This is a genomic window from Caenibius tardaugens NBRC 16725 (genome assembly GCF_003860345.1).
GTDB classification, from domain to species: Bacteria; Pseudomonadota; Alphaproteobacteria; order Sphingomonadales; family Sphingomonadaceae; genus Caenibius; species Caenibius tardaugens.
Genome location: NZ_CP034179.1, coordinates 26098 through 51788, shown reverse-complemented (window position 1 = coordinate 51788; position 25691 = coordinate 26098). Strand labels below are relative to the sequence as shown.

Annotated in this window: 24 protein-coding genes and 1 pseudogene; 10 read left to right on the top strand and 15 right to left on the bottom strand. The window is 61.1% G+C overall.

The annotated features are described in order from the left end of the window. The first annotated feature begins 5 nt into the window (after positions 1 to 5). From mutY to nudC, 3 genes are read left to right on the top strand one after another with little or no spacing between them, the layout of a single operon-like run. Positions 6 to 1046 carry an A/G-specific adenine glycosylase gene (gene mutY / locus EGO55_RS00255; RefSeq protein WP_021688971.1) on the top strand — a complete coding sequence of 347 codons (1041 nt, stop codon included), beginning with the start codon at positions 6 to 8 and terminating at the stop codon, positions 1044 to 1046. Next, the gene (locus tag EGO55_RS00250; RefSeq protein WP_021688970.1) at positions 1043 to 2353 is read left to right on the top strand and encodes a serine hydrolase domain-containing protein; all 1311 of its coding nucleotides are present in this window, start codon (positions 1043 to 1045) and stop codon (positions 2351 to 2353) included. The genes mutY and EGO55_RS00250 overlap by 4 nt, the downstream gene beginning before the upstream one ends. After that, a complete protein-coding gene (gene nudC, locus EGO55_RS00245) occupies positions 2350 to 3234 on the top strand; it encodes an NAD(+) diphosphatase (RefSeq protein ID WP_021688969.1) in 885 nt (294 codons plus the stop codon). Before EGO55_RS00250 ends, nudC begins: the two co-directional genes overlap by 4 nt. On the opposite strand, the gene EGO55_RS00240 is transcribed toward nudC, so the two are convergent. The 3 genes and pseudogenes from EGO55_RS00240 to mgtE all read right to left on the bottom strand — a co-directional run bounded on the left by EGO55_RS00240 (position 3231) and on the right by mgtE (position 5641). Then, entirely contained in the window at positions 3231 to 3731 is a 501-nt protein-coding gene (locus tag EGO55_RS00240; protein WP_021688968.1) for a GNAT family N-acetyltransferase, read from the bottom strand. The genes nudC and EGO55_RS00240 overlap by 4 nt on opposite strands. A gap of 50 nt (positions 3732 to 3781) precedes the next feature. Next, positions 3782 to 4174, bottom strand: coding sequence for a DUF1489 family protein (locus EGO55_RS00235; RefSeq protein ID WP_021688967.1), 393 nt, complete (start codon positions 4172 to 4174; stop codon positions 3782 to 3784). Between the two features lie 43 nt (positions 4175 to 4217). Next, a pseudogene (gene mgtE / locus EGO55_RS00230) lies at positions 4218 to 5641 on the bottom strand (magnesium transporter). 99 nt (positions 5642 to 5740) lie between these two features. Between mgtE and EGO55_RS00225 the strand changes: the two are divergent. Beyond that, positions 5741 to 6190, top strand: a complete 450-nt coding sequence (locus EGO55_RS00225; protein WP_021688965.1) for a peptidylprolyl isomerase — start codon at positions 5741 to 5743, stop codon at positions 6188 to 6190. 75 nt (positions 6191 to 6265) lie between these two features. Here EGO55_RS00225 and EGO55_RS00220 read toward each other — a convergent pair whose 3' ends face one another. From EGO55_RS00220 to EGO55_RS00170, 11 genes are all read right to left on the bottom strand, one after another. Beyond that, a complete protein-coding gene (locus EGO55_RS00220; RefSeq protein ID WP_084619880.1) occupies positions 6266 to 7153 on the bottom strand; it encodes a LysR substrate-binding domain-containing protein in 888 nt (295 codons plus the stop codon). Positions 7154 to 7161: 8 nt separating this feature from the next. Further along, positions 7162 to 8088, bottom strand: a complete 927-nt coding sequence (locus EGO55_RS00215; protein WP_040715055.1) for a hemolysin family protein — start codon at positions 8086 to 8088, stop codon at positions 7162 to 7164. A 17-nt stretch (positions 8089 to 8105) separates the two neighbouring features. Continuing rightward, entirely contained in the window at positions 8106 to 8600 is a 495-nt protein-coding gene (gene ybeY, locus EGO55_RS00210) for an rRNA maturation RNase YbeY (RefSeq protein ID WP_021688962.1), read from the bottom strand. A gap of 60 nt (positions 8601 to 8660) precedes the next feature. Further along, positions 8661 to 9695, bottom strand: a complete 1035-nt coding sequence (locus tag EGO55_RS00205) for a PhoH family protein (protein ID WP_021688961.1) — start codon at positions 9693 to 9695, stop codon at positions 8661 to 8663. A gap of 86 nt (positions 9696 to 9781) precedes the next feature. Further along, complete coding sequence (miaB, locus tag EGO55_RS00200; RefSeq protein WP_021688960.1) at positions 9782 to 11116, bottom strand: tRNA (N6-isopentenyl adenosine(37)-C2)-methylthiotransferase MiaB; 1335 nt, start codon at positions 11114 to 11116, stop codon at positions 9782 to 9784. Positions 11117 to 11142: 26 nt separating this feature from the next. Continuing rightward, positions 11143 to 11949 carry a lysophospholipid acyltransferase family protein gene (locus EGO55_RS00195; RefSeq protein ID WP_021688959.1) on the bottom strand — a complete coding sequence of 269 codons (807 nt, stop codon included), beginning with the start codon at positions 11947 to 11949 and terminating at the stop codon, positions 11143 to 11145. A 7-nt stretch (positions 11950 to 11956) separates the two neighbouring features. Continuing rightward, a complete protein-coding gene (locus tag EGO55_RS00190; protein ID WP_021688958.1) occupies positions 11957 to 12379 on the bottom strand; it encodes a Fur family transcriptional regulator in 423 nt (140 codons plus the stop codon). Between the two features lie 88 nt (positions 12380 to 12467). Then, positions 12468 to 12914, bottom strand: coding sequence for a Ros/MucR family transcriptional regulator (locus EGO55_RS00185; RefSeq protein ID WP_021688957.1), 447 nt, complete (start codon positions 12912 to 12914; stop codon positions 12468 to 12470). A 140-nt stretch (positions 12915 to 13054) separates the two neighbouring features. Then, on the bottom strand, positions 13055 to 13534 hold the full coding sequence (locus EGO55_RS00180) for a GNAT family N-acetyltransferase (RefSeq protein ID WP_021688956.1): 480 nt from the start codon (positions 13532 to 13534) through the stop codon (positions 13055 to 13057). After that, positions 13531 to 14151 carry a tRNA (adenosine(37)-N6)-threonylcarbamoyltransferase complex dimerization subunit type 1 TsaB gene (tsaB, locus tag EGO55_RS00175; protein ID WP_040715053.1) on the bottom strand — a complete coding sequence of 207 codons (621 nt, stop codon included), beginning with the start codon at positions 14149 to 14151 and terminating at the stop codon, positions 13531 to 13533. Before tsaB ends, EGO55_RS00180 begins: the two co-directional genes overlap by 4 nt. Positions 14152 to 14179: 28 nt before the next feature. After that, entirely contained in the window at positions 14180 to 14758 is a 579-nt protein-coding gene (locus EGO55_RS00170; RefSeq protein ID WP_021688954.1) for a NifU family protein, read from the bottom strand. Between the two features lie 103 nt (positions 14759 to 14861). On the opposite strand from EGO55_RS00170, the gene EGO55_RS00165 reads away from it, so the two are divergent. The 6 genes from EGO55_RS00165 to EGO55_RS00140 all read left to right on the top strand — a co-directional run bounded on the left by EGO55_RS00165 (position 14862) and on the right by EGO55_RS00140 (position 25211). Next, the gene (locus EGO55_RS00165; RefSeq protein WP_021688953.1) at positions 14862 to 17777 is read left to right on the top strand and encodes a M16 family metallopeptidase; all 2916 of its coding nucleotides are present in this window, start codon (positions 14862 to 14864) and stop codon (positions 17775 to 17777) included. A 177-nt stretch (positions 17778 to 17954) separates the two neighbouring features. After that, positions 17955 to 19325, top strand: coding sequence for a class II 3-deoxy-7-phosphoheptulonate synthase (locus EGO55_RS00160; RefSeq protein ID WP_021688952.1), 1371 nt, complete (start codon positions 17955 to 17957; stop codon positions 19323 to 19325). A gap of 153 nt (positions 19326 to 19478) precedes the next feature. Next, a complete protein-coding gene (locus EGO55_RS00155) occupies positions 19479 to 20285 on the top strand; it encodes an outer membrane protein assembly factor BamD (protein ID WP_040715052.1) in 807 nt (268 codons plus the stop codon). Between the two features lie 93 nt (positions 20286 to 20378). Next, a complete protein-coding gene (gene recN / locus EGO55_RS00150) occupies positions 20379 to 22043 on the top strand; it encodes a DNA repair protein RecN (RefSeq protein ID WP_021688950.1) in 1665 nt (554 codons plus the stop codon). Positions 22044 to 22119: 76 nt separating this feature from the next. Then, positions 22120 to 24180 carry an NAD-dependent DNA ligase LigA gene (gene ligA, locus EGO55_RS00145; RefSeq protein ID WP_021688949.1) on the top strand — a complete coding sequence of 687 codons (2061 nt, stop codon included), beginning with the start codon at positions 22120 to 22122 and terminating at the stop codon, positions 24178 to 24180. An 86-nt stretch (positions 24181 to 24266) separates the two neighbouring features. After that, positions 24267 to 25211, top strand: a complete 945-nt coding sequence (locus EGO55_RS00140; protein WP_021688948.1) for an oxidoreductase — start codon at positions 24267 to 24269, stop codon at positions 25209 to 25211. Positions 25212 to 25246: 35 nt separating this feature from the next. Here EGO55_RS00140 and EGO55_RS00135 read toward each other — a convergent pair whose 3' ends face one another. Beyond that, positions 25247 to 25630 (bottom strand): VOC family protein, encoded by a 384-nt coding sequence (locus tag EGO55_RS00135; RefSeq protein WP_021688947.1) that lies wholly within the window; start codon positions 25628 to 25630, stop codon positions 25247 to 25249. Positions 25631 to 25691 lie beyond the last annotated feature (61 nt).

Below are 25691 nucleotides of genomic sequence, written 5' to 3'. Positions count from 1 at the left end.
GCCGCATGGAGGATAGTGTCACCGCGCGTTTACTCGACTGGTACGACAAGTGTGCGCGTGTGCTGCCATGGCGCAGCCCCCCCGGAACACCGGCACCCGATCCCTATCGGGTGTGGCTTTCCGAAGTGATGCTGCAGCAAACCACGGTTGCGGCAGTCATCGCCTATTTTACGAAGTTTACAGAACGCTGGCCTTCTATCGCGGCGCTTGCCGCGGCACCCGAAGAAGAGATCATGGCGGCCTGGGCTGGGCTTGGCTATTATTCGCGGGCACGCAATCTGGTGGCCTGCGCGCGTGCGGTGATGGAACGGGGGGGATTTCCCGAAAGCGAGAGTGAACTGCGCGCACTGCCCGGTCTGGGCGCCTATACGGCGGCGGCGGTGGCGGCGATTGCCTTTGGCAGGCGGGCGGTTGTGGTCGATGCCAATGTCGAACGCGTGGTAGCGCGCCTGTTCGCGATCGATGAACCGCTGCCCGGCGCGCGCAAGGCGATCCGGTATCACGCGGACAGCATTACGCCGCAAAGCCGGTCGGGTGATTTCGCACAGGCGATGATGGATCTGGGGGCGACGATCTGCACGGCGCGCGAACCGCGATGCCTGCTGTGCCCGCTGACATCAGACTGCGCGGCGCGCGCAGGGGGGGAACCGGCCCGGTTTCCGGTAAAGGCCCCCAAGAAAGCGCGCCCGGAACGCCATGGCACGGCTTACTGGATCATGCGTGAAGGGCAGGTCTGGCTGGTGCGGCGGCCGGGAAAGGGGTTGCTGGGTGGTATGCGCGCCCTGCCTGACGACAACTGGACCGCGCGCAGCGACGGACATGGGACGACACCGCTGGACGGAACATGGCGCCGGGGCGGGGTGGTTCAGCATGGCTTCACCCATTTTTCGCTTCACCTCTCCCTGGCGCTTTACGATGGGGCGCAGTGGGCTGCACTCGATAGCAGACACGGTGAATGGTGGCCGCTCGATCGCCTTGACGATGCAGGCTTGCCGACAGTTTTTGCCAAGGCCGCACGACTGGCATTGGTGGGAGAAACAGAATGACGGACCAGATCAACACTTACGCAACGCGCAGAATCTTTATGGGTGGCACGGCCGCGCTGGGGGCGTCGCTGGCGTTGGCACCGTCATTTGCCTGGGCGAAAAGCGGCCCGCAGGCAGAGGTATGGCCGGGGGTGACACAGTTCACGGATGGCTATGTGCGCAGCGGCAAACTGGCGGGGGCGATCGCAGCCATGGGGCTGGGGCAGGACGCGCTGCAGTTCGTCGCACGGGGGCAGCGCACCTTTGAAGGCGCGCCGATGGATGGCGACAGCCTATTCCGTATCTATTCAATGACCAAGCCGGTCACCGGGATGGCGGTGATGGCGCTGATCGATGATGGCAAGCTGAAGCTCGATCAGCCTCTGGCCGATATCCTGCCCAAATACACCAGCATGCAAGTCCAGCGTGTGCCGGATGGTTCGATCACCGATCTGGTACCGGCACAACGCCCGATCACGATCCGCCATCTGCTCACCCACACATCCGGTCTGGGCTATTCGATTATCCAGAATGGGCCGATCAAGACCGCCTATGTGCAGGCCGGGCTGGTACCGGGCCAGATCAGTCGCCTGCCCATTGCAGAGCTGTTCGGCACACGGAACACGACGTTGACCCTCACGCAATTTGCGGATCGGTTGGCCGATATGCCGCTGGTCTATCAGCCGGGCACGAAGTGGAGCTATTCGGTCGGTCTCGATCTGCTTGGCAGGGTGATCGAGGTCGTATCAGGCCAGACATTCGATGCGTTTTTGCAGGAACGCCTGTTCGATCCCCTGGGGATGACCAGCACGTGGTTTCAGGTGCCGCAGGATCAGGTGCGTCGGATGACGACCAATTACGGGATCATGCAGGGCGTCCTTCTGCCGCTCGATCCGGGCACGGCTTCTGTTTTCGCGATGAAACCGGCCTTCCCGTTCGGCGGGGCCGGGTTGGTGAGCAGCCCCCGCGATTATGACCGGTTTCTGCGCATGCTGCTGGGTTATGGCAAGTTCGAAGGCAAGCGCATTATCGGCGAAGAGGCCGTGCGCATCGGCACCAGCAACCTCCTGCCGGCAGGGATCAGCACGGTTGGCACGTTCGCCACGGGCGGCGGCTTCGGTGCGGGCGGGCGCGTGGGGCTGGGGGTCGAGGCCGGAACATTCGGCTGGGCCGGTGCGGCAGGCACAATGGGCTTCGTCGATATGAAACGTGGTTGGCGTGGCGGCTTTTACGCGCAATACATGCCCGCATCGGCCTATCCGATACAAGGAGAGTTCCCGCAGGTCGCAATGAAAGATGCGATCGCGGCATTGGGGGTGAATGCATGACAGAATTGCAAATCGGTTTTTCGGGACAGCCGCTCGATCGTGCAGATCATATCCGCAACGATCCCGTAGCGCTGGAAGCGTTGAAGGATGAACGCGCGCTTCTGCTCCTGCTCGAAGGGCTGGATCCCGTGATGGATGACGAAAACCGTCTGCAATGGGGCTCGCTGGCCGATGCTGGCGGTGCGGAACTGGTGTTTCTCGGGCTGATGGAAGGGCGCGTGTGTTTCGCGCCGATCCCGGCGGCAGGTGATGCAGGGCCTGCCGCGATGGGCAATGCCATGCGCCGCATCATGAGCGGTATGCCATCCGACGATCTGGCGATTTATGGCATGGCGCGCAGTGTGGTCGATTGGCATGCACGCCATCGTTTTTGCGCAAAATGCGGCGCCCCCACGGCGCCTGCCAAGGGCGGCTGGCAGCGCAATTGCGGGACCTGCAATGCGGAACATTTCCCTCGGGTCGATCCTGTGACAATCATGCTGGTGGAGCACGAAGGGCGGCTGTTGCTGGGGCGGCAACCGCGGTTTCCCGAAGGCTTTTTCTCGGCACTGGCCGGTTTCGTGGAACCGGGCGAAACGATCGAGGAAGCGGTCGCACGCGAAGTGATGGAAGAAGCCGGGGTGCGTGTGACGGACGTGAAATACGTTGTCAGTCAACCATGGCCTTTTCCCGCGCAGATGATGATCGGTTGCCATGCCACGGCGGAAGATGACCGGCTGATCATCGACAAGACCGAGTTGGAAGATGCCCGCTGGTTCACGCGCGATGACATCGCGGTGGCCATGGGGGGACAGGCCGGGGCGGCAGCTCCGTTCATCGCGCCGCCGCCGGTGGCCGTCGCGCATCAGCTGTTGAAATGGTGGCTGGGGAAGGGCGCCTAGTCGCTGACGATGCGGCGCATCAGATAGGTGCCTTCACCATAGGTGACGGCATCGCCCCCTTCGACATAGGCAAATCCCTGCGATGCCCAGAAGCTGTCGGCACCGTTGACCGCAATCAGCGTGATATCGGCAAAACCGCCGGCACGGGCCTGCATCACGGTAAAATCAGTGGCTGCACGGCCTGAACCGCCGCCGCGTCCGGCAGGCAACAGGGCGATATCGTGCAGGTAGTAGGTATCGGATTCCTCGGGGATTGCGCCCAGTGGCTGCCCGAGCTTGGGCGGTGTGTCCCGATGCCAGGGATGGGTGATGATATAGCCCACGACCACGCCGCCGCGTTCCAGAGTCTGGCAGCCTTCGGGATAGAGCGTCAGCCGTTCGGCAAGAATGCCCTTGGGTTCGGTATAGGCGCCGTGGACCGCGTCCGAAATCATCTGAACGGCGGGCAGATCGGCAGTTGTCATGGGGCGCCAGCCATCTGTATCGCGTTGGTTCATCGCATATGTCTTTCAGGTGCGCTGTGGTGGCATCGGGCAAGGGGGCATGGTCAGACCAGCCCGAGCTTCGCCAGTTCCTTCACAAGATGGCCCGGAAGGACATCGCCAGCCATCGTGCCGCTGCCAAGATCGGCCGGGGCGTCTTCATCTTTGAGATAGCGCCAGCCCTGATGGGCGCGCTTGGCACGCGGTTCGACCGCAATCAGGCGCGGCTCCAGCATGATGTTCCAGCGCCCGTCATCGCGCTGCGAAAACCCGAGAATGGGGCTGCGGCCCACAAGGGCGTGTTCGTATATCCAGTATAGCGAGCCGCCCACCATCTCATCGTGGCGTTTGGGAAGATAGCGTGTGTTGAGAATGGCCTGATGATCGCGTTCCAGCCAATCCCGCAGATCATCCACGCTTTTCGCACCAAAGGCGATCTTGGTCATGTGCAGGGGCATCAGACCGAGATAGGCCTGTTGCGCGCACAGACAAGGGTGGGAATCAGGAAACCAGACCGCTGATCGTGGCAAGCCCCAAAAATGCAAGAAAACCCATCGAATCCGTCGTCATCGTGACGAAAATCGATGAGGATATCGCCGGGTCGACCTTGAACCGTTCCAGCGTGAGCGGAACGAATACCCCGGCCAGCCCGGCAATGAAGATATTGGTCAGCATGGCCAGCGCGATCACCAGCCCCAGCAAGGGGTTATGGAACAGCACGGTCACGACACTGCCGATCACCACGGAGACTGTCGCGCCGTTGAGCAAGGCAATGCCCATTTCGCGCCGAACCGCACGCCAGGCGTTACTGGCCGTCAACTGGTTGGTGGCGAGGGCGCGAACGGTTACCGCCAGTGTCTGCGTACCCGCATTGCCGCCGATCCCAGCGACAATCGGCATAAGCGTGGCCAGTGCCACCATCTTGGCGATCGTATCTTCAAACGTCGCGATGATCGTGGATGCCAGCGCGGCAGTGAGCATGTTGGCAATGAGCCAGCGCACACGGGCGGCATAGGCCTCGCGGATCGGCTCGTTAATGTCACCATCGCCGGCACCGGACAGAAGCATGACGTCTTCGTCCGCTTCTTCCTGAATGATGTGCACGATATCGTCGACGGTAAGCTGGCCGACAAGCCGCCCGGCTTCGTCCACGACAGCGGCGGAAATCAGCGCGTATTTCTGGAATTGCAGCGCGACTTCTTCCTGATCCATCGTCACCGGGATCAGGGTCTGGTCGCGCTTCATCACGTCGGTCAGCGGGATGGCGCGCGGGGTCCGCAAAATCCACGAAAGCTGGCAGGTGCCCACCGGCTTGTGCTGCGGATCGACAATGAACACTTCCCAGAATTCGGTCGTCAGATTGCTGTTGTCGCGCAGGTAATCGATGAGATCGCCGACGCTCATATGCTCCGGTACAGCGACAAGGTCGCGCTGCATCAGGCGACCGGCGGTTTCTTCCGGGTAAGACAGCGCGCTTTCGACTGCGGCGCGCCCTTCCGGCTCCATCTCCGCGAGAATCGCAGCCTGATCTTCCGGCTCGAGATCCTCGATCAGCTGGACGGCGTCATCGGTATCGAGCTGATCGGCGATTTCGGCAACAGCTTCGGGGGCAGTGCCTCGACCATGTCCTCGCGGACGTGATCGTTGAGTTCGGCGATGACATCGCCGGTCATCAGGTCGGAAATCGCCTTGGCCAGCGGCGCGCGCTCATCCCGTTCGAGCAGTTCGAACAAGTCAGCGATATCAGCGGGGTGAAGCGGCTCGACCAGCTCGTAAACGCGGGTATCGTCGCCGTCGTCGAGCGCCTGGGTCACCGCATCGACGAATTCGGCTTTCAGCCGGTTGTCTTCGTCGAACTGTTCGCGCTCCTCCTCCACCGGGGGCGACTCGGTGCGGTCCAGTTCGTCGAGTTCATCCGGCGTCATGCGCCTCTCCTATTGCGCGCCGCAACAATTGCAACAGGCGGGGTGACATTGCGTGGATGACGCTTATATCCACGGCCGTTCAATCAGGAGTTTTGCCCCATGGCCGATGAAAAACTGACTCTTACACTCGACAGCGGCGATGTTGTCATCAAGCTGCGTCCCGATCTGGCACCCGGCCATGTCGCGCGTATCACCGAACTGGTGAAAGAAGGCTTCTACGACGGAATTACCTTCCACCGTGTCATCCCCGGGTTCATGGCGCAGGGCGGTTGCCCCAACGGCACCGGCATGGGTGGTTCGGACAAGCCTGATCTCCAGGCCGAATTCAACGACCAGCCCCACGTGCGCGGCGTTTGTTCCATGGCGCGGACATCCTATCCGCACAGCGCGAACAGCCAGTTCTTCATCTGCTTCGACGATGCGCGCTTCCTCGACAAGCAGTACACCGTCTGGGGTGAAGTCGAGAGCGGCATGGACCATATCGATGCGCTGCCCAAGGGTGAGCCGCCCGCAAATCCGGGCAAGATCATCAAGGCGACGATCTCCTGATCAAAGCGAAACGGCCGGGAAAGTGGATTTCCCGGCCGTTTTTCTATGGGCGATCGTGCTTTGGTGCAGCGGCGTTTACAAGCCGGCGTTCACAAGCCATTCGTAGAATACCCGGACCGGGCGCGTGTCGAGCGCTTTGGGCCGGCACACAAACCAGTAGCTGTAGGGGCTTTCGACGTCCTTGTCGGGAAACAGCAAGGCCAGCCGCTTGTCCCCGGCACGCCGGAAATGGTCATCGTGCATGATCGCGATACCAAGGCCCTGCGCTGCGGCTTCGAGAAGGAGCTGCCCGGAATCGTAATGATCGATGGCGGCAGGTTCCAGACGGCCCAGTCCAACGGCATTTTTCCACGCACTGAAACTGTCGGGCATTTCCTGATGTACCAGGAATGTCTGGTCGGACAGCGCCGCAAGAGTGGGCTTCTCTCCGATTTCATCGGCCACATGGCGTGCGCAGATCGCATAGACCTGATTGTGATCGAGCCGGAACGAATGGAACGAAGGGTCCGGCTCCCGCACCAGCAGAATGGCGCAATCGAGCGTATCGCCCACCCGCGTTTCCAGATGGGGGCCGGTGTCCATGTCGATATGCAGGCGGGGATGCAGCTTGCGCAGCTCCGGCAGGCGAGGGAACAGGCGCTGGCTGCCGAACAGGGGCAAAACGCCCAGATGCAGGCGCCAGAGCGTCAGGTTCTCCGACTGATCCTCCACGGCGGCAGCCAGAGCCTCAAGATGGGGGGAAACCGCGTCATAGAAGGCCCGCCCATCGTCGGTGAGTTGCATCGACTGATGTGCGCGGGTGAACAGTTTCTTGCCGATAAACTCTTCCAGATTGGCGACCCGCCGTGACAGCGCAGACGGCGAGAGGGCAAGTTCTTCCGCCGCCGCCCGGGCGGAACCCAGACGAACGATGCGCACAAAAGCTTCAAGCGCGCGAAGCGGTGGTAAGCGTCGCGTTGCCACTGATAATCCTAGTCTTCAGTTCCGTTGTCGTCAGTTGTCGGCGCATGGAGGCGCAACCGTGTGACATGGCGTTCATCACCGTCGGTCACCTCAATCCGCCATCCGCTCGTATGTTCCAGCACCGTCCCGATGGGCGGCACTTGTCCTGCCAGCACGAATGCCAGCCCGCCGAGAGTATCGACTGCTTCATCCACTTCGGCAAGTCGCGGATCGATCTTATCCGAGATATCGTCGAGTTCCGCGCGCGCATCGGCATCCCACATGCCATTGCCGATCGATACGACCAGTTCTTCGGGCGCATCGTCGTGTTCATCCTCGATATCGCCGACGATTTCTTCGACGAGATCCTCGATCGTGATAATGCCATCGACACCGGAATATTCGTCCACAACAACAGCGAGGTGGATGCGGCGGCTGCGCATATCCGCCAGCACATCCAGCGCGCCGCGCGATTGCGGCACGTAGAGCGGTTGCCGCATCAACGTGGTCCAGTCTGCTGCGCGTTCGTTTCTGGCCAGATAGGTGAAGACGTCCTTCACGTGCATCATGCCGATCACGGAATCGAGCGTATCCCTGTAAACGGGCATGCGCGAATGACCGTGCTCGGCAAAACTGGCGACGAGTTCGTCCCACGAAGCATCGGCCGAAATGGCGATGATTTCGCTGCGCGGGATGGCGACGTCGTCGGCATCGTGCTCGCTGAAATGCAGAAGGTTGCGCAACATTTGCAGTTCGACGGCAGAAAGGTCGCCCTTTCTGGGGGCATCAGAGGGGCTGCTGTGTTCCTCCTCGTGCTCGTCGATCACTTCCTCAAGTTGCGCGCGAAGCGACTGGTCGCCAGGTTCGCCGTCGAAGAAACGCCGGATAACGCGCCAAAGGCTGCGTCTACTGTCCGCATCTCCGTTACCGTTATCGCCTTCCCTGGTGTCGGGCATGGCCACATTCATCTCCCTCAATAATGGTGGTCACCATATGGGTCGGCGATGCCCATCAGTGCAAGCGTCTTTATTTCCAGTTTTTCCATTGTGCGGGCATCTTCGGGTGAAATTTCATGATCATGTCCGGCAAGGTGCAGCAGGGCATGAATGATCAGGTGCGTGGCATGGTCTTCCACGGTGATGTGCTTTTCCCCGGCCTCGCGTTGGCAGGTTTCCCAGGCCAGCGCGATATCGCCCAGCATTTCGGGGGGGCCGGCATCGGGTAAGGCAAGCAGCGCGTCCTGATCCAGCATGGGAAATGACAGGACGTTGGTGGGCTTGTCCTTGCCCCGCCATTCGCGATTCAGGACATGGATTTCCGCATCGGAGGTGAACAGTACGCTGGTCAGCAAGCGAGGATTCGCCAGTTCGGGCGCGATCCCGGCCAGCGTAGCGGCCGCGCGCGTGGTCAAAGATTCCCAATCGGCCGAATCAGGCCATGGCTGTTCGATGTCGATTTCCAGTTCCATCGCACGACCCTTTGCCGCCGCGATGCGGTCAAGTCGAGCGCTGTTCCCCGCGAAACAGCGTCAGGCGTCCTTGCCTTCGTAGGCTTCGACGATTCGGCCGACGATAGGGTGACGGACGACGTCTGCCGCCGTGAAACGGGTAATGGCGATGCCATCGACCCCTTCCAGCCGTTCTACAGCATCGGCCAGCCCGCTCATCCGGTCGCCTCCGAGGATGTCCACTTGCCTCGGGTCGCCGCAAATGACCATGCGGCTGTTCATCCCGAAGCGGGTGAGGAACATCTTCATCTGTTCGCGCGTGGTGTTCTGCGCTTCATCCAGAATGACGAAAGCATCGGCCAGCGTGCGCCCGCGCATGAAGGCAATCGGCGCGACCTCGATCTCGCCACTGGCGAGGCGGCGTTCGACCTGTTCCGGCGGCATGCAGTCGTACAGCGCGTCGTACAGTGGACGCAGATAAGGATCGACTTTTTCCTTCATGTCCCCGGGCAGGAAGCCCAGCCGCTCGCCAGCTTCCACCGCAGGGCGGGAAAGGATCAGCCGCTGCACGCTGCCGGTGATCAGCTGACTGACCGCCTGCGCCACTGCGAGATACGTCTTGCCCGTGCCAGCGGGGCCGAGTGCAAAGATCATGTCCTTGCTGGCCAGAGCTTTCATATAGTCGATCTGGGTGGCCGAGCGCGGCACGATGGTCTTGCGCCGGGTGCGGATCATGATGCCGCCACCGGCAGGTTCCTTGCCGGAGATGATGCCGTCCAGCGTCGGTTCGTTCGACATGGCGATCAGCGATTCAATCGCGCCGGCATCGATTTCCTGCCCTTCGATAAGGCGCCGATGCATGCCTTTTAGAACATCGCGGGCGCGGGCCACGGAGTCTTCGGACCCTTCGATCAGCACACGGTTGCCCCGTGCGCTGATATAAACGCCCAGGCGATTTTCAAGCTGGACCAGGTTGGCGTCGAATTCTCCGAACAGAACGCCAAGGACGGTCTGTTCCTCGAATTCCACTTCGGCGCGAGCCCGCCTGTGCGAGGCTCTGTCCGAGGGGCGAAGTTGCGCCGATTCGGACACGGCGCGGTGTGGTTTACGGCCCATGCGCTCCTTTCAAGGTGGTGCATCTGAAAGATAATACGGTTGTGGCCTAGGGCAAGCCGAACAACCAAAGAGCGCAGTGGAAAAGTTCAGGCTGCGGCTGCCTGAAGCAGGCGTCCGGACAGCGAATTGGGGCCGGCTTCTGCCAGTTCGACCGTCACCAGATCGCCAATCGCGGCATCGCCGATGAAGTGGACAGACTGCAGCCATGGCGATTTGCCGAGCCATTGCCCCGGAAGCTTGCCCTTGCGTTCGACCAGAACATCGCAGGTGCGCCCCACCGATGCCTGATTGAATGCCAACTGGTCGCGATTCACGGCGGCCTGCAAGCGTTGGAGGCGTTCGTCCATCACTTCGGCGGCGATCATGCGGTCCATCTCCGCCGCCGGGGTGCCGGGGCGAGGGGAGTATTTGAAGCTGAAGGCGGCGGCATAACGCACCGCATCAACCAGGCGCAGCGTCTCTTCAAACTCCGCATCGGTTTCACCGGGGAAACCGACGATGAAATCGCCCGACAGCGCGATATCTGGCCGCACGGCGCGAAACCGGTCGAGCAATCGCAGGTAACTTTCTGCCGTATGGCTGCGATTCATGGCCTTGAGCACGCGATCGGAACCGCTTTGCACCGGCAGGTGCAGGTAGGGCATCAGTTTTTCGACGTCACCGTGGGCGGCAATCAGCCCTTCGCTCATGTCCATCGGATGGCTCGTCGTATATCGAATGCGCTGCAGATCGGGCAGGCGGTCCAGTTGCCGGATCAGACCGTCCAGCCCGATGTTCTGGCCTTTGGCATCGTCGCCCGACCATGCGTTGACATTCTGGCCCAGCAGCGTGATCTCGCGCGCGCCGTTTTCTACCAGCTTCTCCGCTTCTGCTATCAAGTCTTTATAAGGGCGGGATATTTCTGCGCCGCGTGTATAGGGGACGACGCAATAGGTGCAAAACTTGTCGCAACCTTCCTGCACTGTCAGAAAGGCGCTCGGGCCGGACCGGCGACGCTGTGGCAAGACATCGAATTTGGCGTTGGCCGGCATATCGGTGTCGGTCGCGCGTTCCCCCTGAACCGCCTTGTCGAGCAGTTCGGGCAGGCGATGATAGGCTTGCGGACCAACCACCATCGATACTGCCGGGGCACGGGCCATGATTTCTTCGCCTTCGGCCTGCGCAACACAGCCGGCAACCGCAATCAGGGGTTTCGAACCATCAGCCTTCTTCAGGCGTCCGATGTCGGAATAGACCTTTTCTGCTGCCTTTTCACGGATATGGCAGGTGTTGAGCACGACCAGATCGGCGTCTTCTCCATCCGCCGCAGGGCTGATGCCCTTGGCGGCGAGCAATTCGGCCATGCGTTCGCCGTCATAGACGTTCATCTGGCAGCCGAAGCTTTTGACTCGATAGGTCTTGGGGGTGGAGGTTCCGGTCATGGCGCGCGCACTTATGGGAAAAGCGCTCATTCGTGAAGGGGGGAGGAGGGCGCGCCCATTCTCGTGACAACGGCCTGTTGTGCGGCCGCGGCCATCATTTTCCGATTTTGCAGGCTCTCGCCATCCAGGGGATCGCAAAAATAGAGGTCGAGCCGGATTGCGCGCCAGCGCGACAGCATGCGTTTCACATTGTCCAGTCCGGGTTCGTCACCCACCCAGGCCACCGCGCGACCATCGGCATAGTGCAGGAATACCGGTTGCACGGTGACGTCATCCGGAAGGGGTTCGAGTGCGGAAAGCAGGGCGCTTTTGAAGGGGAGTACACCGGCCCCGTCGCTGGTCGTGCCTTCGATGAAAATGGTCAAGGCGCCTGCGTCCGACAGGGCGCGGCGAACATCTTCCACCTGGGCGCCAATCGTGGTGCGGCGATGGCGGGCAATGAACACGGTGTCGTTCATGTCTGCCAGCACCTTGAAGAGGCGTGATCCAGCAAGGCTGTCATTGGCGACAAATGCGCTGCCCGTTGTGCCGAGCAGAGCGGGAATGTCCATCCAACTGATGTGATTGGGGAGGTAGAGGGCGTTATGTTGTGGCCTGCCGTGTACGCGCGTCCGCAGCCCGATAATTCGGCAGACCCCGCGAAAGTAGATTTGCGGCCAGATCCGCCGTCGGGTGAACAGGCGGGTGATTAGCAGCAGCGGGAGGACGCTGGCCAGAAGCAGCAGCAGCAGAAAGACGCGGGTACCGAAAAGCATCCAGCCGAGCACGCCAATCAAGGCAGGCCCGGCTGGATGCTGGTAATCAGAACCGTTCTGCCCGGGTGGGGGCAGCATGCTGCGATCAATCCTCTCGATCGATGCGGACGCCGTACAATTCCATCCGGTGATCGACGAGACGATAACCCAGACGTTCTGCGATCTGTCGTTGCAGCGCTTCCAGTTCGGGGTCGACGAATTCGACGACCTTGCCGGTTTCCACGTCAATCAGATGATCGTGATGTGCTTCGGGCGCGGCTTCGTAGCGGGCGCGGCCGTCGCCGAAATCGTGGCGATCCAGAATGCCGGCTTCTTCGAACAGGCGGACGGTCCGGTAGACAGTGGCAATGGATATGCCGGGGTCGATGGCTGATGCGCGTTCGTGCAGTTTTTCAACGTCAGGGTGGTCCACGCTCTCGGACAGGACGCGCGCGATCACGCGGCGTTGTTCGGTTATACGCAAGCCGCGATCGTGGCACAGCTGTTCAATGTCGATTGCCTGGTGCAATGTTTCCTCGGGCAAATAATTGGGGCAGAAATAAAATGCCCCGCCACCTTAGCGGGGCGGGGCAGAACTAACAAGTTTGCGGGGCAGGTTACTTTGCCGCGGAACGAGGTTTGCGACCCCGTTTTTGCCCCGGTTTACGGCCGAGGCCAATTTTCTTCGCCAGTTCCCGGCGCGTTTTTGCGTAGTTTGGAGCGACCAGTGGATAATCTGCGCTCAGACCCCAGCGGACGCGATATTCTTCCGTCGAAATTCCATGATCGGTAGCAAGGTGCCGTTTCAGCATTTTCATTTTCTTGCCGCATTCCAGGCAGACCACGAATTCGGGTTTGACGGATGCGCGAATGGATACGGCGGGTTCGAGTTTCTCTTCCTGTACCGGCGCGGTTTCTCCGAGACTGGAAAGAGCGCTGTACACGTTGGTGATGAGCGCGGGCACATCTTCAACCGTCACGTTGTTGTTGGATACATGTGCAGCAACGATATCCGACGTGAGCGTGATAAGCGTTTCTTTCAAGTCTTGTTGTATGGCTTCCATAAATTGCCTCTTAACTTCTTGGCCTCTCTCAGGGGCAAAGTCGTGATAGGGCTCCCGTCAAAAACGGCCTTGCACGTGTAGCAGCACTTTTTCAAGTAAAACTACATAGGTGTTTGATTATGGAGCAGAAGCGAAATTGGCTAGGATGGAAGTAATTTTTCGAAGGTTAACGCGTCCAGGCGGGTTCCATCGGCGCCTGTATAATACTTTGGTCGCCTGCCAATTTGCGTAAACCCGAATTTACGATAAAGAAATTCTGCAGGATTTCCGGCGCGCATTTCCAGAAAAAGTCTCGTTTGGCCATGATTTGTTGCATCGGCTTCGAACATTTCGAGAAGTTTTCTGCCCAGGCCTCGTCCCCGTATTTCAGGTTTGACCGCCAATAGTAGAAGTTCCGCTTCATCGAGTACGCCGCGGATCATAAAAAATCCTGCTGCAGCAATGCCTTGTTCTGGTGCATGCCCTGTCGAATCGACAATCCCGTAACGACAATTGCCGATTGTCAGCGCATCGGTGACCTGCCGTCTGTTCCAGGCTTCGCCAAATGCGGGGTCGAAAGCGGTACCCATGACGTCGACAATGCGATCAATATCGTCGTCAGACAGCTGCGAAACGGTCATTGCGCTTGCCCCGGCAGTTTGGCGTCCGGTGCACGACCATAAAGCGGTGCGGCATCGGCAACCAGCGCTGTTTCGTCGAGCAGGGCAAATTGCCGGGCATCAGGGAGAATGGGCAGGGCAGTGCCATATCCGCGCAATGCCACCAGTGCTTCGGCCTGGCTGCCTGCGACCAGATCGGTCCGGGATAGTCTTGCGGCATCATCCGGACGCAGAGAGGCTAGCGGAGCGAGCGATCGGCCATCTGCGTCGAATTCCTGAACGAACCATTCTCCATGCCCACCGGTCATGACGACACTGACTGGAACGGCGCCTGCCTGCGCGCGGGCCATGGCCGAGACCAGAGCCAGAGTCGGATAGCCGATCACCTGTGCCCCCCAGGCAAGCGCAAGCGCCCGCGCCGTTGCGAGTCCGATTCGTACGCCGGTAAAACTTCCGGGGCCGAGCGAGACGGCAATCCGGTCAGCACGACCTTGCCCCGGAAGCGCGGCAATCATCGGAACCAGATGTTCTGCGTGACCGCGCCCCAGGGTTCTGCAATCGCCCCCTGCCAGTTCTCCGTTGGCGAACAGGCCGGCCGAGCAGTTTTCCGTTGCGCAATCGATGGCGAGCGTTTGCACCAGTATGGCCGGGTTCAAGCGGATGCGATCACGCTGCGCGAACTTCGGTAACTTCGGGAACGTAGTGCTTCAGCAGCGCTTCGATACCATTCTTCAGCGTTGCCGACGATGACGGGCAGCCCGAACAGGCGCCCTGCATGGTCAGAAACACGACACCTTCGCGATAGCCGCGATAGATGATGTCGCCACCATCGTTGGCCACGGCGGGGCGCACGCGCGTTTCGAGCAATTCCTTGATCTGGTCGATAATATCGCCATCCGCCGGATCATCTTCGAATGCGTCATCCGTGTCAGTTGGCAGCGCGATATCCGCAGCACTGCCGCCGGCAAAGAGGGGGGCTTCGCTGATGAAATGATCGAGCAGTATCGACACGACCTGCGGTTTCAACTGGCTCCAGTCCGCGCCGGGGCCTGCCGTTACCGAGATAAAATCGGAACCGAAGAATACGCCGGTGACTTCGCCGGAAGCGAACAGTGCGTCCGCGAGCGGCGACGCTTCCGCCGCTTCGGGTGAAGCGAATTCGCGTGTGCCGACTTCCATCACTTTCCTGCCGGGCAGGAACTTCAGTGTGGCGGGGTTGGGCGTGGTTTCGGTTTCTATGTACATAGTGCGTGCGATGTAAGAGACATTGCCCCGGGGTCAAGGCGCGATCATCAAACTACGTGCCTATTCACTGGTCCTTCATGCTAAGCCTTTCTATAGCATGACCATGACCAGAGTATCCCGGCTGTTCGCGGCGATCGCCATTACCCTCCCGCTTCCGCTGCTTCTGCAGCCGACCGTTGCGATAGCGCAGCAGGCATCGGCCAAGGCGGTAAAGTCCGTCGAGAAGACCGATCCATGGATATATCGGGGCACGGATATTCCGCATGATCCGGAATGGGTGTTCGGCACGCTCGGCAACGGCCTGCGTTATGCGGTTCGCCGCAACAATGTGCCGCCAGGCCAGGTTTCGATACGAATCGCGGTCGATGCGGGGTCGATGTACGAAAGCGAGCAAGAGCGCGGTTATGCCCACTTGCTGGAGCATTTGCTGTTCCGTCAGTCCAAGTATCTGGGTGTGGCCGAGGCGATCCCCACGTGGCAGCGTCTCGGGGCGACATTCGGCAGCGATACGAACGCACAGACCAGCGCGACGCAGACTGTGTACAAACTCGATTTGCCCAATGCCAGCGCCACGACACTGAACGAGAGTTTCCGTCTGTTGTCGGGCATGGTTCGCGAACCGGTTCTGAGCCAGCCCAACATCAACACGGAAGTCCCCATCGTTCTGGCGGAAAAGCGTGAACGGGGCGGGGCGTCGATGCGTATCGGTGATGCGACCCGCGAGACGTTTTTTGCGGGCCAGCCGCTGGCGACTCGGGCACCGATCGGTACGGACGAGTCTTTGCGCGGGGCAACCGCAGTATCGGTGCAGGCGTTCCATGATCGGTGGTATCGTCCGGACAATACGGTGATTGTGGCGGTGGGCGATGCCGATCCGATGGTTCTGGCCGGTGAGATCGAACGCTGGTTCGCCGACTGGAAAGGCAAAGGCAAGAAAACTGAAGCCCCTGATTTCGGCAAGCCTCAGGCCCCTGCCGGAAGCGATCCTGCCAATCCGGTCGGTGAAACGCGGGTGCTGGTCGAACCGGACCTGCCGCGCAATATCAACTACGCGTTCCTGCGCCCCTACAAGCAGGTGATCGACAATATCGAATACAATCGCGGGATCATGCTGGATGCGATTTCGCAGGCGATCATTAACCGCAAGCTGGAAGAGCGCGCGCGCGCCGGAGGCAGTTATCTGTTCGCCCAGGTCGGGCAGGACAAGGTGAGCCGTTCGGCCGATGGTACGTTCGTCAATGTGACCCCGCTGGGCAGCGACTGGAAAGCCGCGCTGAAGGATGTTCGCGCCGTCATTGCCGACGCCATTGCCAATCCGCCCACGCAGCAGGAAATCGACCGCGAACTCGCGGAATACGACGTGGCGTTCGCCAGCAGCGTGGAAGAACGGACAGTCATGGCCGGTTCCAAACTGGCGGACGATGTGGTCAACGCGGTGGATATTCGCGAAGCCGTGGCGACGCCCGAAGTGGTGCTGCAGGTTTTCCGCGACATGCGCGCGCGTTTCACGCCTGAGGCGATACGGGATCATACGCGGGCACTGTTCGCGGGCGCGGTTATTCGCGGGGTCATGAACACGCCGGTGACGGGCGAAGCCGATGCGGACGCATTCAGACTGGCTCTGGCAGAACCGGTGGCGGCAACGGCCAGTTCACGCGATGCGGCAGCGGCGATTTCGTTCGCAGACCTTCCTCCGATCGGCAAACCGGGGACCGTGCTCAAGAGCGCGCCGATCGGTGTCATGCAGGTCGAATGGGTGCAATTGTCCAACGGCGTGCGCGCCTTGCTCTGGCCGAACAATGCCGAACCGGGTCGGGTGAATTTGCAGGTGCGCTTCGGTTCCGGTTATCGTGGCTTCACCGCGCAGGACGCCCCTTATATCCAGTTGGGGCAGATGGCGCTGATCGGTTCGGGGATCGGGCCGCTGGGGCAGGATGCGCTCGATCGTATTTCCACCGGTCGCAAGATGGGCTTCGACTTCCGTGTCGATGATGCATCGTTCCAGTTTTCGGCGGAAACACGTGCGGCGGATCTGGCTGATCAGCTCTATCTGTTCGCGGCGAAGCTGGGCATGCCGCGGTGGGATCCCAATCCTGTACTGCGGGCCAAGGCCGCATCCGAACTGCAGTACGAAAGCTATGCGACAACGCCTTCCAGCCTGATGCAACGCGATCTCGACTGGCTGCTGTCCAACCGCGACCCGCGTTTTGAAACACCCAGCCCCAAGGTTCTCGCCGGTGTCACGCCGGAAGGTTTCCGCAAGGTCTGGGAGCCCTTGCTGAAACAAGGCCCGATCGAAGTGCTCATGTTTGGTGATTTCAAGCGCGAAGACGGTATTGCCGCGCTGGAAAAGACCTTTGGGGCCTTGCCGCCGCGTGAGGCCATTCCGGCCGATGCAGCCAGCCGCAAGGTGGCGTTCCCCGCACCGCAGGCGACGCCCACAGTGCTGCACCACCGTGGCGATCCCAATCAGGCGGCGGCGGTCATCGCCTGGCCCAGCGGGGGCGGTGTTGCCGGGCTGAGCGAATCCCGCCAGCTCGAAATTCTCGTGCAACTGTTCAACAATCGCCTGTTTGATGCGATGCGCGAACATGCCGGGGCAAGCTATGCACCGCAGGTCATGTCCGAATGGCCGATCGACATGCCCGATGGCGGACGGATCATGGCCTTTGCCCAGCTCGAACCCGAAGCGGTGCCGACATTCTTTGCGGAAGCCAGCAGGATTGCGAAGGAAATCGCCGCCACCCCGCCGACCACGGATGAACTGGCGCGTATCACCGAACCGCTCAAGCAAAAGATCAGCCGTGCCTCCACCGGAAACTCGTTCTGGCTCTACCAGTTGGAAGGGGCCAGCTACGATCCCCAGCGTGCGGAAAAGCTGCGCAGTCTGCTGAACGATTACACGCAGACCACGCCGCAGAAGATGCAGGAGCTGGCGAAAAAGTACCTGACCAGCCGTGAAGGATGGCGACTGGCGATCATTCCCGCAGGCCAGGAACTGGCGAAACCGGCAAAGTGACCCCATATCCCGCCTGAACAGCGGGCAGGGTCGATCACAGTGAGCGCTTTTCCGCGCTAGCCTTGCCTCGTTGCCGCCGCTATGGGCTCGCGCATGTGTTCGCTTTCCTTTCGAGGAAAAGCGTACGGATGTCGCAGAGTTCTGACGGCATCAGGTTGTGTATTTTGGAGAGCAGAAGTGGCCAACAACTGGAGCCCGGACGGGTGGAAAGCCTTCGAGGCGAAGCACCTGCCCAAGTATGAAGACCCTGCCGCGCTGGCTGATGCGGAGAAGACGCTCGCGTCCTATCCGCCGCTGGTGTTTGCGGGTGAAGCGCGTGCGCTTCAGGCGGAACTGGCAGAAGTCTGCTATGGCCGTGGCTTCCTGCTGCAGGGCGGTGATTGTGCCGAAAGCTTCGCCGAATTTCATCCCAACAATATTCGCGACACTTTCCGCGTGCTCTTGCAAATGGCGGTCGTGCTGACTTTCGCCAGCAAGCAGCCGGTGGTGAAAGTCGGCCGCATGGCCGGCCAGTTCGCGAAGCCGCGCAGCGCGCCGACCGAAAATCAGGGCAGTCTCGAATTGCCCAGCTATTTCGGCGATATCATCAACGGTATCGAATTCGATCCGGCCACCCGGATGAACGATCCGCAGCGGATGATCCGCGCCTATAGCCAGGCAGCGGCGACGCTGAACCTGCTGCGTGCTTTCGCAGGGGGCGGGTATGCCAATCTGCGTCAGGTCCATCAGTGGACTCTCGAATTCATGGGCCGCAGCTCCTGGGCGGAGAAGTTCAAGCACGTGGCCGACCGGATCGGCGAGGCACTGGACTTCATGGAAGCCTGCGGCATCGATCCGAACACCGTGCCGCAACTGCAGGCGACGAGCTTCTACACCAGCCACGAGGCGCTTCTGCTGCAGTACGAGCAGGCGCTGACCCGGCAGGATTCGCTCACCGGCGGATGGTACGACACCAGCGCGCACATGCTGTGGATCGGTGATCGCACCCGTTTCGAGGGGTCGGCGCATGTCGAATACCTGCGTGGGGTGGAAAACCCCATCGGGATGAAGTGCGGCCCCAGCCTGGAACCCGACGCCTTGCTGAAAATGCTGGATACGCTCAATCCTGCCCGCATTCCGGGCCGGATGACGCTGATCAGCCGTTTCGGGCATGACAAGGTTGAGGCCGGTCTGCCGCGTCTGGTTCGCGCTGTGCAGCGTGAAGGGCACCCGGTGGTGTGGTCGTGTGATCCCATGCACGGCAACGTGGTCAAGGCGGAAAGCGGCTACAAGACGCGCCCGTTCGATCGTATCCTTGCGGAAGTGAAGGGCTTCTTCGCCGTTCATCGCGCGGAAGGCACCCATGCTGGCGGCATTCATATCGAAATGACCGGGCAGGATGTGACCGAATGCACCGGTGGTGCGGTCGCGATCACCGACGAACGTCTGGCTGACCGGTATCACACGCACTGTGATCCGCGCCTGAATGCCGCGCAATCGCTCGAACTGGCGTTCCTGCTGGCCGAGATGCTCAATCTCGAAGCAGAACAGCGCCGGGCTGCTGCATGATGAAAGGCTGGCGCCGGAAATCCGGTGCCAGCTTTTTCGCGGCCGGGATTGCACGGGCCGATACGCAGTGTGTTGCTTTCGACGAAGATCGTGGGCATCAGACGAACTTCACTTGGCGTTCACCGCGCCGCTGGTTATAGGCACGCCATGCTGATGAAGACCCGTACCTTCCGCTCGCCCGTTCGTATCGCAATCCTCGCGACGGCCGCTACTGCCATGATGCTGACTGCCGGTTGCGGTGGCGGATCGCGTGTCAACAAGGGTACATCCTACGTCGCGCGCGATGTGGAAACGCTTTACGCGGCGGCGAAGGATCGCCTCGATCGCGGCCAGGCGCGGCAGGCGGCGGCGCTGTTTGACGAAGTCGAACGGCAGCACCCTTATTCGCCGTGGGCCCGTCGCGCCCAGATGATGAGCGCGTTCTCTTACTACGTCGCGAAAAACTACAACCAGTCGATCCAGTCGGCCCAGCGGTTCCTTTCGATCCATCCGGGCAACAAGGATGCGGATTATGCGTATTATCTCATCGCGCTCTGCTATTACGAGCAGATCAGCGATGTGCAGCGCGATCAGAAGATCACCGATCAGGCTTTGACCGCGCTGACGGATGTGGTTCGCCGCTATCCCAATACGAAGTACGCAAACGATGCGACACTGAAGATCGATCTGGTGCACGATCACCTGGCTGGCAAGGAAATGGAAATTGGCCGTTTCTACGAAAAGTCCGGGCAGATGATCGCGGCGCGTATCCGTTTCCAGACTGTGGTCGACAAGTACCAGACCACCAGCCACACGCCGGAAGCGCTTTATCGCCTGACGGAAACCAGCCTCTCGCTGGGGATTCCGGAAGAAGCCAAAAAATATGCCGCCGTGCTGGGCACCAACTACCCGGGTAGCGAATGGTACGATCGCGCATACAAGCTGATGAACAAGTACGCGCCGGGCGCTGAGGCGAGCTGACCGTTCGGTTATCTCGTCATCCCCGGCCCGGTTGTGCGCAACTTGCCGGTAACCGGTGACGGGCTGGAACGCTTGGGTTAGAACGGTATCCCGATGCTGAGCCAGCTTTCCATACGTAACATCGTGTTGATCGAATCGCTGGATCTGGCTTTCGGGTCGGGTCTGGGCGTGCTGACCGGTGAAACCGGTGCAGGCAAATCGATCCTGCTCGATGCGCTGGGCCTGATTCTGGGCAACCGGGCCGAGTCCGCGCTCGTGCGTGCCGGAGAAGATCAGGCAAGCGTTACCGCCAGTTTCGATTTCCCGACGTTGCCCGATGTCATCGGGGCTGTGCTGGCGGACGCAGATGTTGCGGTTGAAAGGGGTGAACCCCTGATTATCCGGCGCAGTCTGAAAGCGGACGGCGGAAGCAGGGCTTTCATCAATGACCAGCCAGTGGGCGTGGCGCTGCTGCGCGATATAGCGGCGGCTCTGGTCGAATTGCATGGGCAGCATGATGATCGCGGTCTGGTGAACCCGCGCGGGCATCGTGATCTGCTGGATCGCTATGCCGGGGCGGATATCGGTGGCATGGGTGAAGCATGGCGTGCCTGGCGCGCTGCTGGCGATGCACTGGCGCAGGCCCGCGCCGCGATTGAACAGGCCAAGGCGGATCAGGATCTCCTGCTGGCCCACCTCGCGGAATTGGCGGCGCTGGAGCCGGAAGAAGGGGAAGAGGCCGGTCTGGCGGGCGCCCGCGCCGATATGCAGAAGGGCGAAAAGCTGGCAGGCGATCTGGAGGATCTGCGCCATCTGTGGGACGGTTCGGATTCCGCGCTGGCCAGCCTGCGCGGCGGGGCACGGCGGCTTGATCGGATTGCGGGCGAACACCCCTTGCTGGCCGAAGCGTTGGAGGCGCTCGACCGTGCGGTGATCGAAGCAGGCGAAGCGGAAGAAAAACTCGCAGCCGCAGCCGAGGCTCTGCTGTTTGATCCATCGGAACTGGATCGCATCGAAACACGGCTGTTCGAATTGCGGGCTCTGGCGCGCAAACACCATTGTCAGGTTGATGATCTCCCGGAAAAAATGCGGGGCATGCGGCAGGCTCTCGATGCGATTGAAGGGGGCGAAGCCGAGATTTCGGCGCTGATCACAGCCGAACGCGCCAGTTATCAGGCATATTGTGAACGGGCAGAAGCGGTTCATCTGGCGCGCGCCGATGCTGCGGAACGTCTGGATCGGGCCGTGGCTGCAGAACTCGCGCCGCTGAAGCTCGATACCGCGCGGTTCCGCACGGTGGTGACCCGTTTGCCGGAAGAACGCTGGGGTGCGCAGGGGATCGACAGTGTCGAATTCCTTATTGCGACCAATCCCGGCGCCGATTTCGCGCCTCTGGCAAAAATTGCGTCGGGCGGCGAACTCTCGCGCTTCATTCTGGCGCTGAAAGTGGCGCTGGCGGAGCAGGGTGGCGCGGCGACGATCATTTTCGACGAGATCGATCGCGGGGTTGGCGGGGCGGTTGCCTCGGCTATCGGCGAACGGCTTGCGCGGCTGGCCAACGGCGGGCAATTGCTGGCGGTCACGCACAGCCCGCAGGTCGCCGCACGTGGGGGCACGCACTACATGATCGCGAAATCCTCCGAAGGCACGGTAACGCGCACGTCTGTGATGCTGCTGGACGCGGCAGGGCGGCAGGAAGAAATCGCACGCATGCTGTCGGGCGCGGAAATCACCGCAGAAGCGCGGGCACAGGCTGATCGGCTGCTTGAAGGCGTATGATCGCGGGCTGGCCCGGCTATAGTTTTACGGCATTATCTGTCACAGATTCGTTGCCGCCACGCCAATCGAGTTACTTATGCCCGTCGATATCACCGAAGCCGATGCCGCCAACGAACTGATGCGCCTCGCGCGGCAGATTGCCCTGCATAACCGGCTGTATCACGCGGAAGATTCGCCCGAGATTTCGGATGCGGAATATGATGCGCTGGTGCGCCGCAATACCGAGCTGGAAACCGCGTTTCCCCATTTGATCAGGCCCGACAGCCCCTCCCGCCAAGTGGGGCACGAGATTGCCGCATCACCCTTGTCCAAGGTCGCGCACGAGGTGCGCATGATGAGCCTCGACAATGCCTTTACGGATGAGGAAGTGGCCGACTTCGTCGGTCGTGTCCGCCGGTTCCTCAACCTTGCACCGGATGAGGTGGTGGCGATGACGGCGGAAGACAAGATCGACGGGCTGTCCTGCTCGCTCCGGTACGAAAACGGCAAACTCGTGCGTGCGGCCACGCGTGGCGATGGGCAGGTGGGGGAAGATGTCACCGCCAATGTCGCGCATATTGGCGATATTCCGCAGCAGTTGCAGGGCGATGCGCCAGCCGTGTTTGAAGTGCGCGGCGAAGTCTACATGTCCAAGGCCGACTTTCACGCACTAAACGCGGCGCAAACGGCCGCAGGTGGCAAGGTTTTCGCCAATCCGCGCAATGCCGCCGCCGGATCGCTGCGCCAGAAAGATGCCTGGGTCACGGCAAAGCGGCCCTTGCGGTTCTGGGCGCATGGTTGGGGCGCGGCAAGCCACGTTCAGGGCACGACCCAGCAGGACGTGATGGCACGGATCGCCGCATGGGGATTACCGATTTCGCCGGAACTGGTCCGCTGCGATACGCTGGAGGCGATGCTGGCGGCCTATGCCCGCATTGCGACGGGGCGGGGCGATCTGCCTTATGAGATCGACGGGGTCGTCTACAAGGTCGACCGGCTCGATTGGCAGCAACGGCTGGGGTTCGTCGCCAAGGCCCCGCGTTGGGCGATTGCGCGCAAATTTCCGGCGGAACGGGCAGAAACCGTGGTTGAGGCTATCGACATCCAGGTTGGCCGCACCGGCAAGCTGACCCCGGTTGGGCGATTGGCTCCGGTGCTGGTTGGCGGCGTAACCGTCACCAACGTGACCTTGCATAATCGCGACGAGATCGCGCGTCTGGGTGTGCGCGTAGGCGATCGCGTGGTGATCCAGCGCGCAGGCGATGTGATCCCGCAAGTGGTCGACAATCTTACGCGCGATGTCGTGCGTGATCCGTTCCCGTTCCCTGATCATTGCCCTGAATGCGGCAGCGAGGCGGTGGCTGAGGAAGGCGAGGTCGACGTGCGCTGCACCGGGGGGCTCATCTGCCCGGCACAACGGACGGAGCGGCTCAAGCATTTCGTCAGCAGGGGCGCGCTCGATATCGATGGGCTGGGCGAGAAGACGATCGATCAGTTCTTTGCATTGGGCTGGCTCGAAAGCCCGGTGGATATCTTCCGTCTGCGCAAACGGCGCGATGCCATTCTTGCGCTGGATGGCTGGCAGGACAAGTCTGTGGACAACCTGTTGAAAGCGATCGAGAACCGGCGACAGCCGGATGCCGCGCGGCTGCTGTTCGGGTTGGGCATCCGCCATGTCGGTACGGTCACCGCGCGCGATCTGATGAAGAATTTCCATACCTTGCCTGCGTTGCGCGATGCTGCGGAACAGGCGCAGGCGGGAGACGGCGAGGCCGCCGGTCTGCTGACATCCATAGAAGGGGTTGGCCCGGCCGTAGTGGAGGCGCTGGGCGACTTCTTCCACGAAGACCATAACCGGGAGGTGTGGGACGATCTTCTTTCGGAAGTCGCGCCGCCACCCTACATCGTGGAAACCCGAGACAGCGCGGTGGCGGGCAAGACCGTTGTATTTACCGGCAAGCTCGAAACCATGAGCCGCGATGAAGCCAAGGCCCAGGCCGAGGCGCTGGGGGCGAAGGCTGCCGGTTCCGTTTCGCCGAAAACCGATCTTGTGGTCGCCGGTCCGGGGGCAGGGTCCAAGCTCAAGAAAGCGGCAGATCTCGGCATTGCAGTGATCGACGAGGCGGCCTGGGCGGAAATCGTCCGGGCTGCGGGATAAGCCCTGCCGACACATCTTGTTCGCCATCAGCGTGTGATTTACCACCGCCGGTATCATAACAATTCCATAATAGCCGGGGGGCACAGATGCAGGGGTGGAGTGAAGCGGATATTCCCGATCTTACGGGACAGCGCGTACTGGTGACAGGCGGGGCAAGCGGGATTGGCTATGAAGCCGCGCGGGCATTGGCACTGCATGGCGCGCATGTGATCCTGAGCGACCGGAACGAACAGGGCGGGATCGACGCATTGGCGCGGATTCGGGCCTTGCGCCGCGATGCCGTGGTGGAGTTTCGCCTGCTCGATCTTTCAAGCCAGCAGGCGGTGCGGGATTTTGCCCAGGCCTTCGTGGCGGAAGGCGGCAAGCTGGACATTCTGATTAACAATGCGGGCATTCAACCGATCAGTGAACGGCGCACCACTGAAGACGGTTTCGAGCTGACTTTTGGCATAGGGCATTTCGGCCATTTCACGCTGACGGCCTTGCTGATGCCGCTGCTCGAAGCCGCTGCCGCGCCGCGCGTGGTGACGGTGTCCAGCATGGTGCATGCACGCGGGTGGATCGATTGGGACGATCTCCAGATGGAGAAAGATTACCGCGCGCAGCGGGCCTATAACCAGACCAAGCTGGCCAACCTGTTCTTTGCACGGGAACTGCAGCGGAGAGTCGATCAGGCAGGTGGGAAGATCAGCAGTATGGCGGTCCACCCAGGTGTGGCGCAGACCTCAATCGGGGCCAATCGCAGGCAGTTGGGGCAATATAGGCTGGGGGATCACATTGTCAGCGGTATTCTGAAAGTGGTGATGCCTTATCTGGGGCAGCCTGCGGCGCAGGGTGCCTTGCCAACGCTTTACGCGGCATCCTCACCAGCGGTGAAAGGCGGGGGCTTCTATGGGCCGCAGGGATTCGGAGAAATGAAGGGCCCACCGGGACCGGCGGTGATCAAGCCTGCGGGGCAGGACATGGCGGCAGCGAAGCGGCTTTGGGAAATTACCGAGGAAACGACGGGCATCCGCTTCTTGCCGTGGTAGGGCAGGAAGCGGTTGCCGATCAGGTATAGGGCCGGTCAGGCGGCAGGCGTGGGGTAGTGGAACACGCAGAGTTTGTTGCCTTCGAGATCGCGGCAATAACCGAAGGTGGCGCCATTGCCCCTGTCGCTGACATCGCCTTCGTTGGTGCCGCCCAGTTCCAGAACCTTGGCATGGAAGGCCGCCGCCTTGTCGACGCTGTCAAAGACAAAGCCGCACATGGTGCCATTGCCCACGGTGGCATCGTTGCCGTCGAAGGGGCGAAACACCCCGAACAGCGATGCTCCATTGCCGTAGAGACGTCCGCCGCGCGGTGAATCGAACATGGGCTGCCAGCCTGCCGAACCCAGTAATGCGTCGTAAAAAGCCAATGCCTTATCAACATCATTGGTACCCACCGTGAAATAACCGGTGTTTGCCATACTCTTTCTCTCCCTTGGAAATGCGGCAGGGGCAGTGGCCGTCGCAGCCGCTGTACCCCTG

Bases quoted from the DNA above. Each gene is read 5' to 3' on its own strand.
- mutY (WP_021688971.1), top strand. From the start codon at position 6: ATGGAGGATAGTGTCACCGCGCGTTTACTCGACTGGTACGACAAGTGT.
- EGO55_RS00250 (WP_021688970.1), top strand. From the start codon at position 1,043: ATGACGGACCAGATCAACACTTACGCAACGCGCAGAATCTTTATGGGT.
- nudC (WP_021688969.1), top strand. From the start codon at position 2,350: ATGACAGAATTGCAAATCGGTTTTTCGGGACAGCCGCTCGATCGTGCA.
- EGO55_RS00240 (WP_021688968.1), bottom strand. From the start codon at position 3,731: ATGAACCAACGCGATACAGATGGCTGGCGCCCCATGACAACTGCCGAT.
- EGO55_RS00235 (WP_021688967.1), bottom strand. From the start codon at position 4,174: ATGCCCCTGCACATGACCAAGATCGCCTTTGGTGCGAAAAGCGTGGAT.
- EGO55_RS00225 (WP_021688965.1), top strand. From the start codon at position 5,741: ATGGCCGATGAAAAACTGACTCTTACACTCGACAGCGGCGATGTTGTC.
- EGO55_RS00215 (WP_040715055.1), bottom strand. From the start codon at position 8,088: ATGCCCGACACCAGGGAAGGCGATAACGGTAACGGAGATGCGGACAGT.
- ybeY (WP_021688962.1), bottom strand. From the start codon at position 8,600: ATGGAACTGGAAATCGACATCGAACAGCCATGGCCTGATTCGGCCGAT.
- EGO55_RS00205 (WP_021688961.1), bottom strand. From the start codon at position 9,695: ATGGGCCGTAAACCACACCGCGCCGTGTCCGAATCGGCGCAACTTCGC.
- miaB (WP_021688960.1), bottom strand. From the start codon at position 11,116: ATGACCGGAACCTCCACCCCCAAGACCTATCGAGTCAAAAGCTTCGGC.
- EGO55_RS00195 (WP_021688959.1), bottom strand. From the start codon at position 11,949: ATGCTGCCCCCACCCGGGCAGAACGGTTCTGATTACCAGCATCCAGCC.
- EGO55_RS00185 (WP_021688957.1), bottom strand. From the start codon at position 12,914: ATGGAAGCCATACAACAAGACTTGAAAGAAACGCTTATCACGCTCACG.
- EGO55_RS00180 (WP_021688956.1), bottom strand. From the start codon at position 13,534: ATGACCGTTTCGCAGCTGTCTGACGACGATATTGATCGCATTGTCGAC.
- EGO55_RS00170 (WP_021688954.1), bottom strand. From the start codon at position 14,758: ATGTACATAGAAACCGAAACCACGCCCAACCCCGCCACACTGAAGTTC.
- EGO55_RS00165 (WP_021688953.1), top strand. From the start codon at position 14,862: ATGACCAGAGTATCCCGGCTGTTCGCGGCGATCGCCATTACCCTCCCG.
- EGO55_RS00155 (WP_040715052.1), top strand. From the start codon at position 19,479: ATGAAGACCCGTACCTTCCGCTCGCCCGTTCGTATCGCAATCCTCGCG.
- recN (WP_021688950.1), top strand. From the start codon at position 20,379: ATGCTGAGCCAGCTTTCCATACGTAACATCGTGTTGATCGAATCGCTG.
- ligA (WP_021688949.1), top strand. From the start codon at position 22,120: ATGCCCGTCGATATCACCGAAGCCGATGCCGCCAACGAACTGATGCGC.
- EGO55_RS00140 (WP_021688948.1), top strand. From the start codon at position 24,267: ATGCAGGGGTGGAGTGAAGCGGATATTCCCGATCTTACGGGACAGCGC.
- EGO55_RS00135 (WP_021688947.1), bottom strand. From the start codon at position 25,630: ATGGCAAACACCGGTTATTTCACGGTGGGTACCAATGATGTTGATAAG.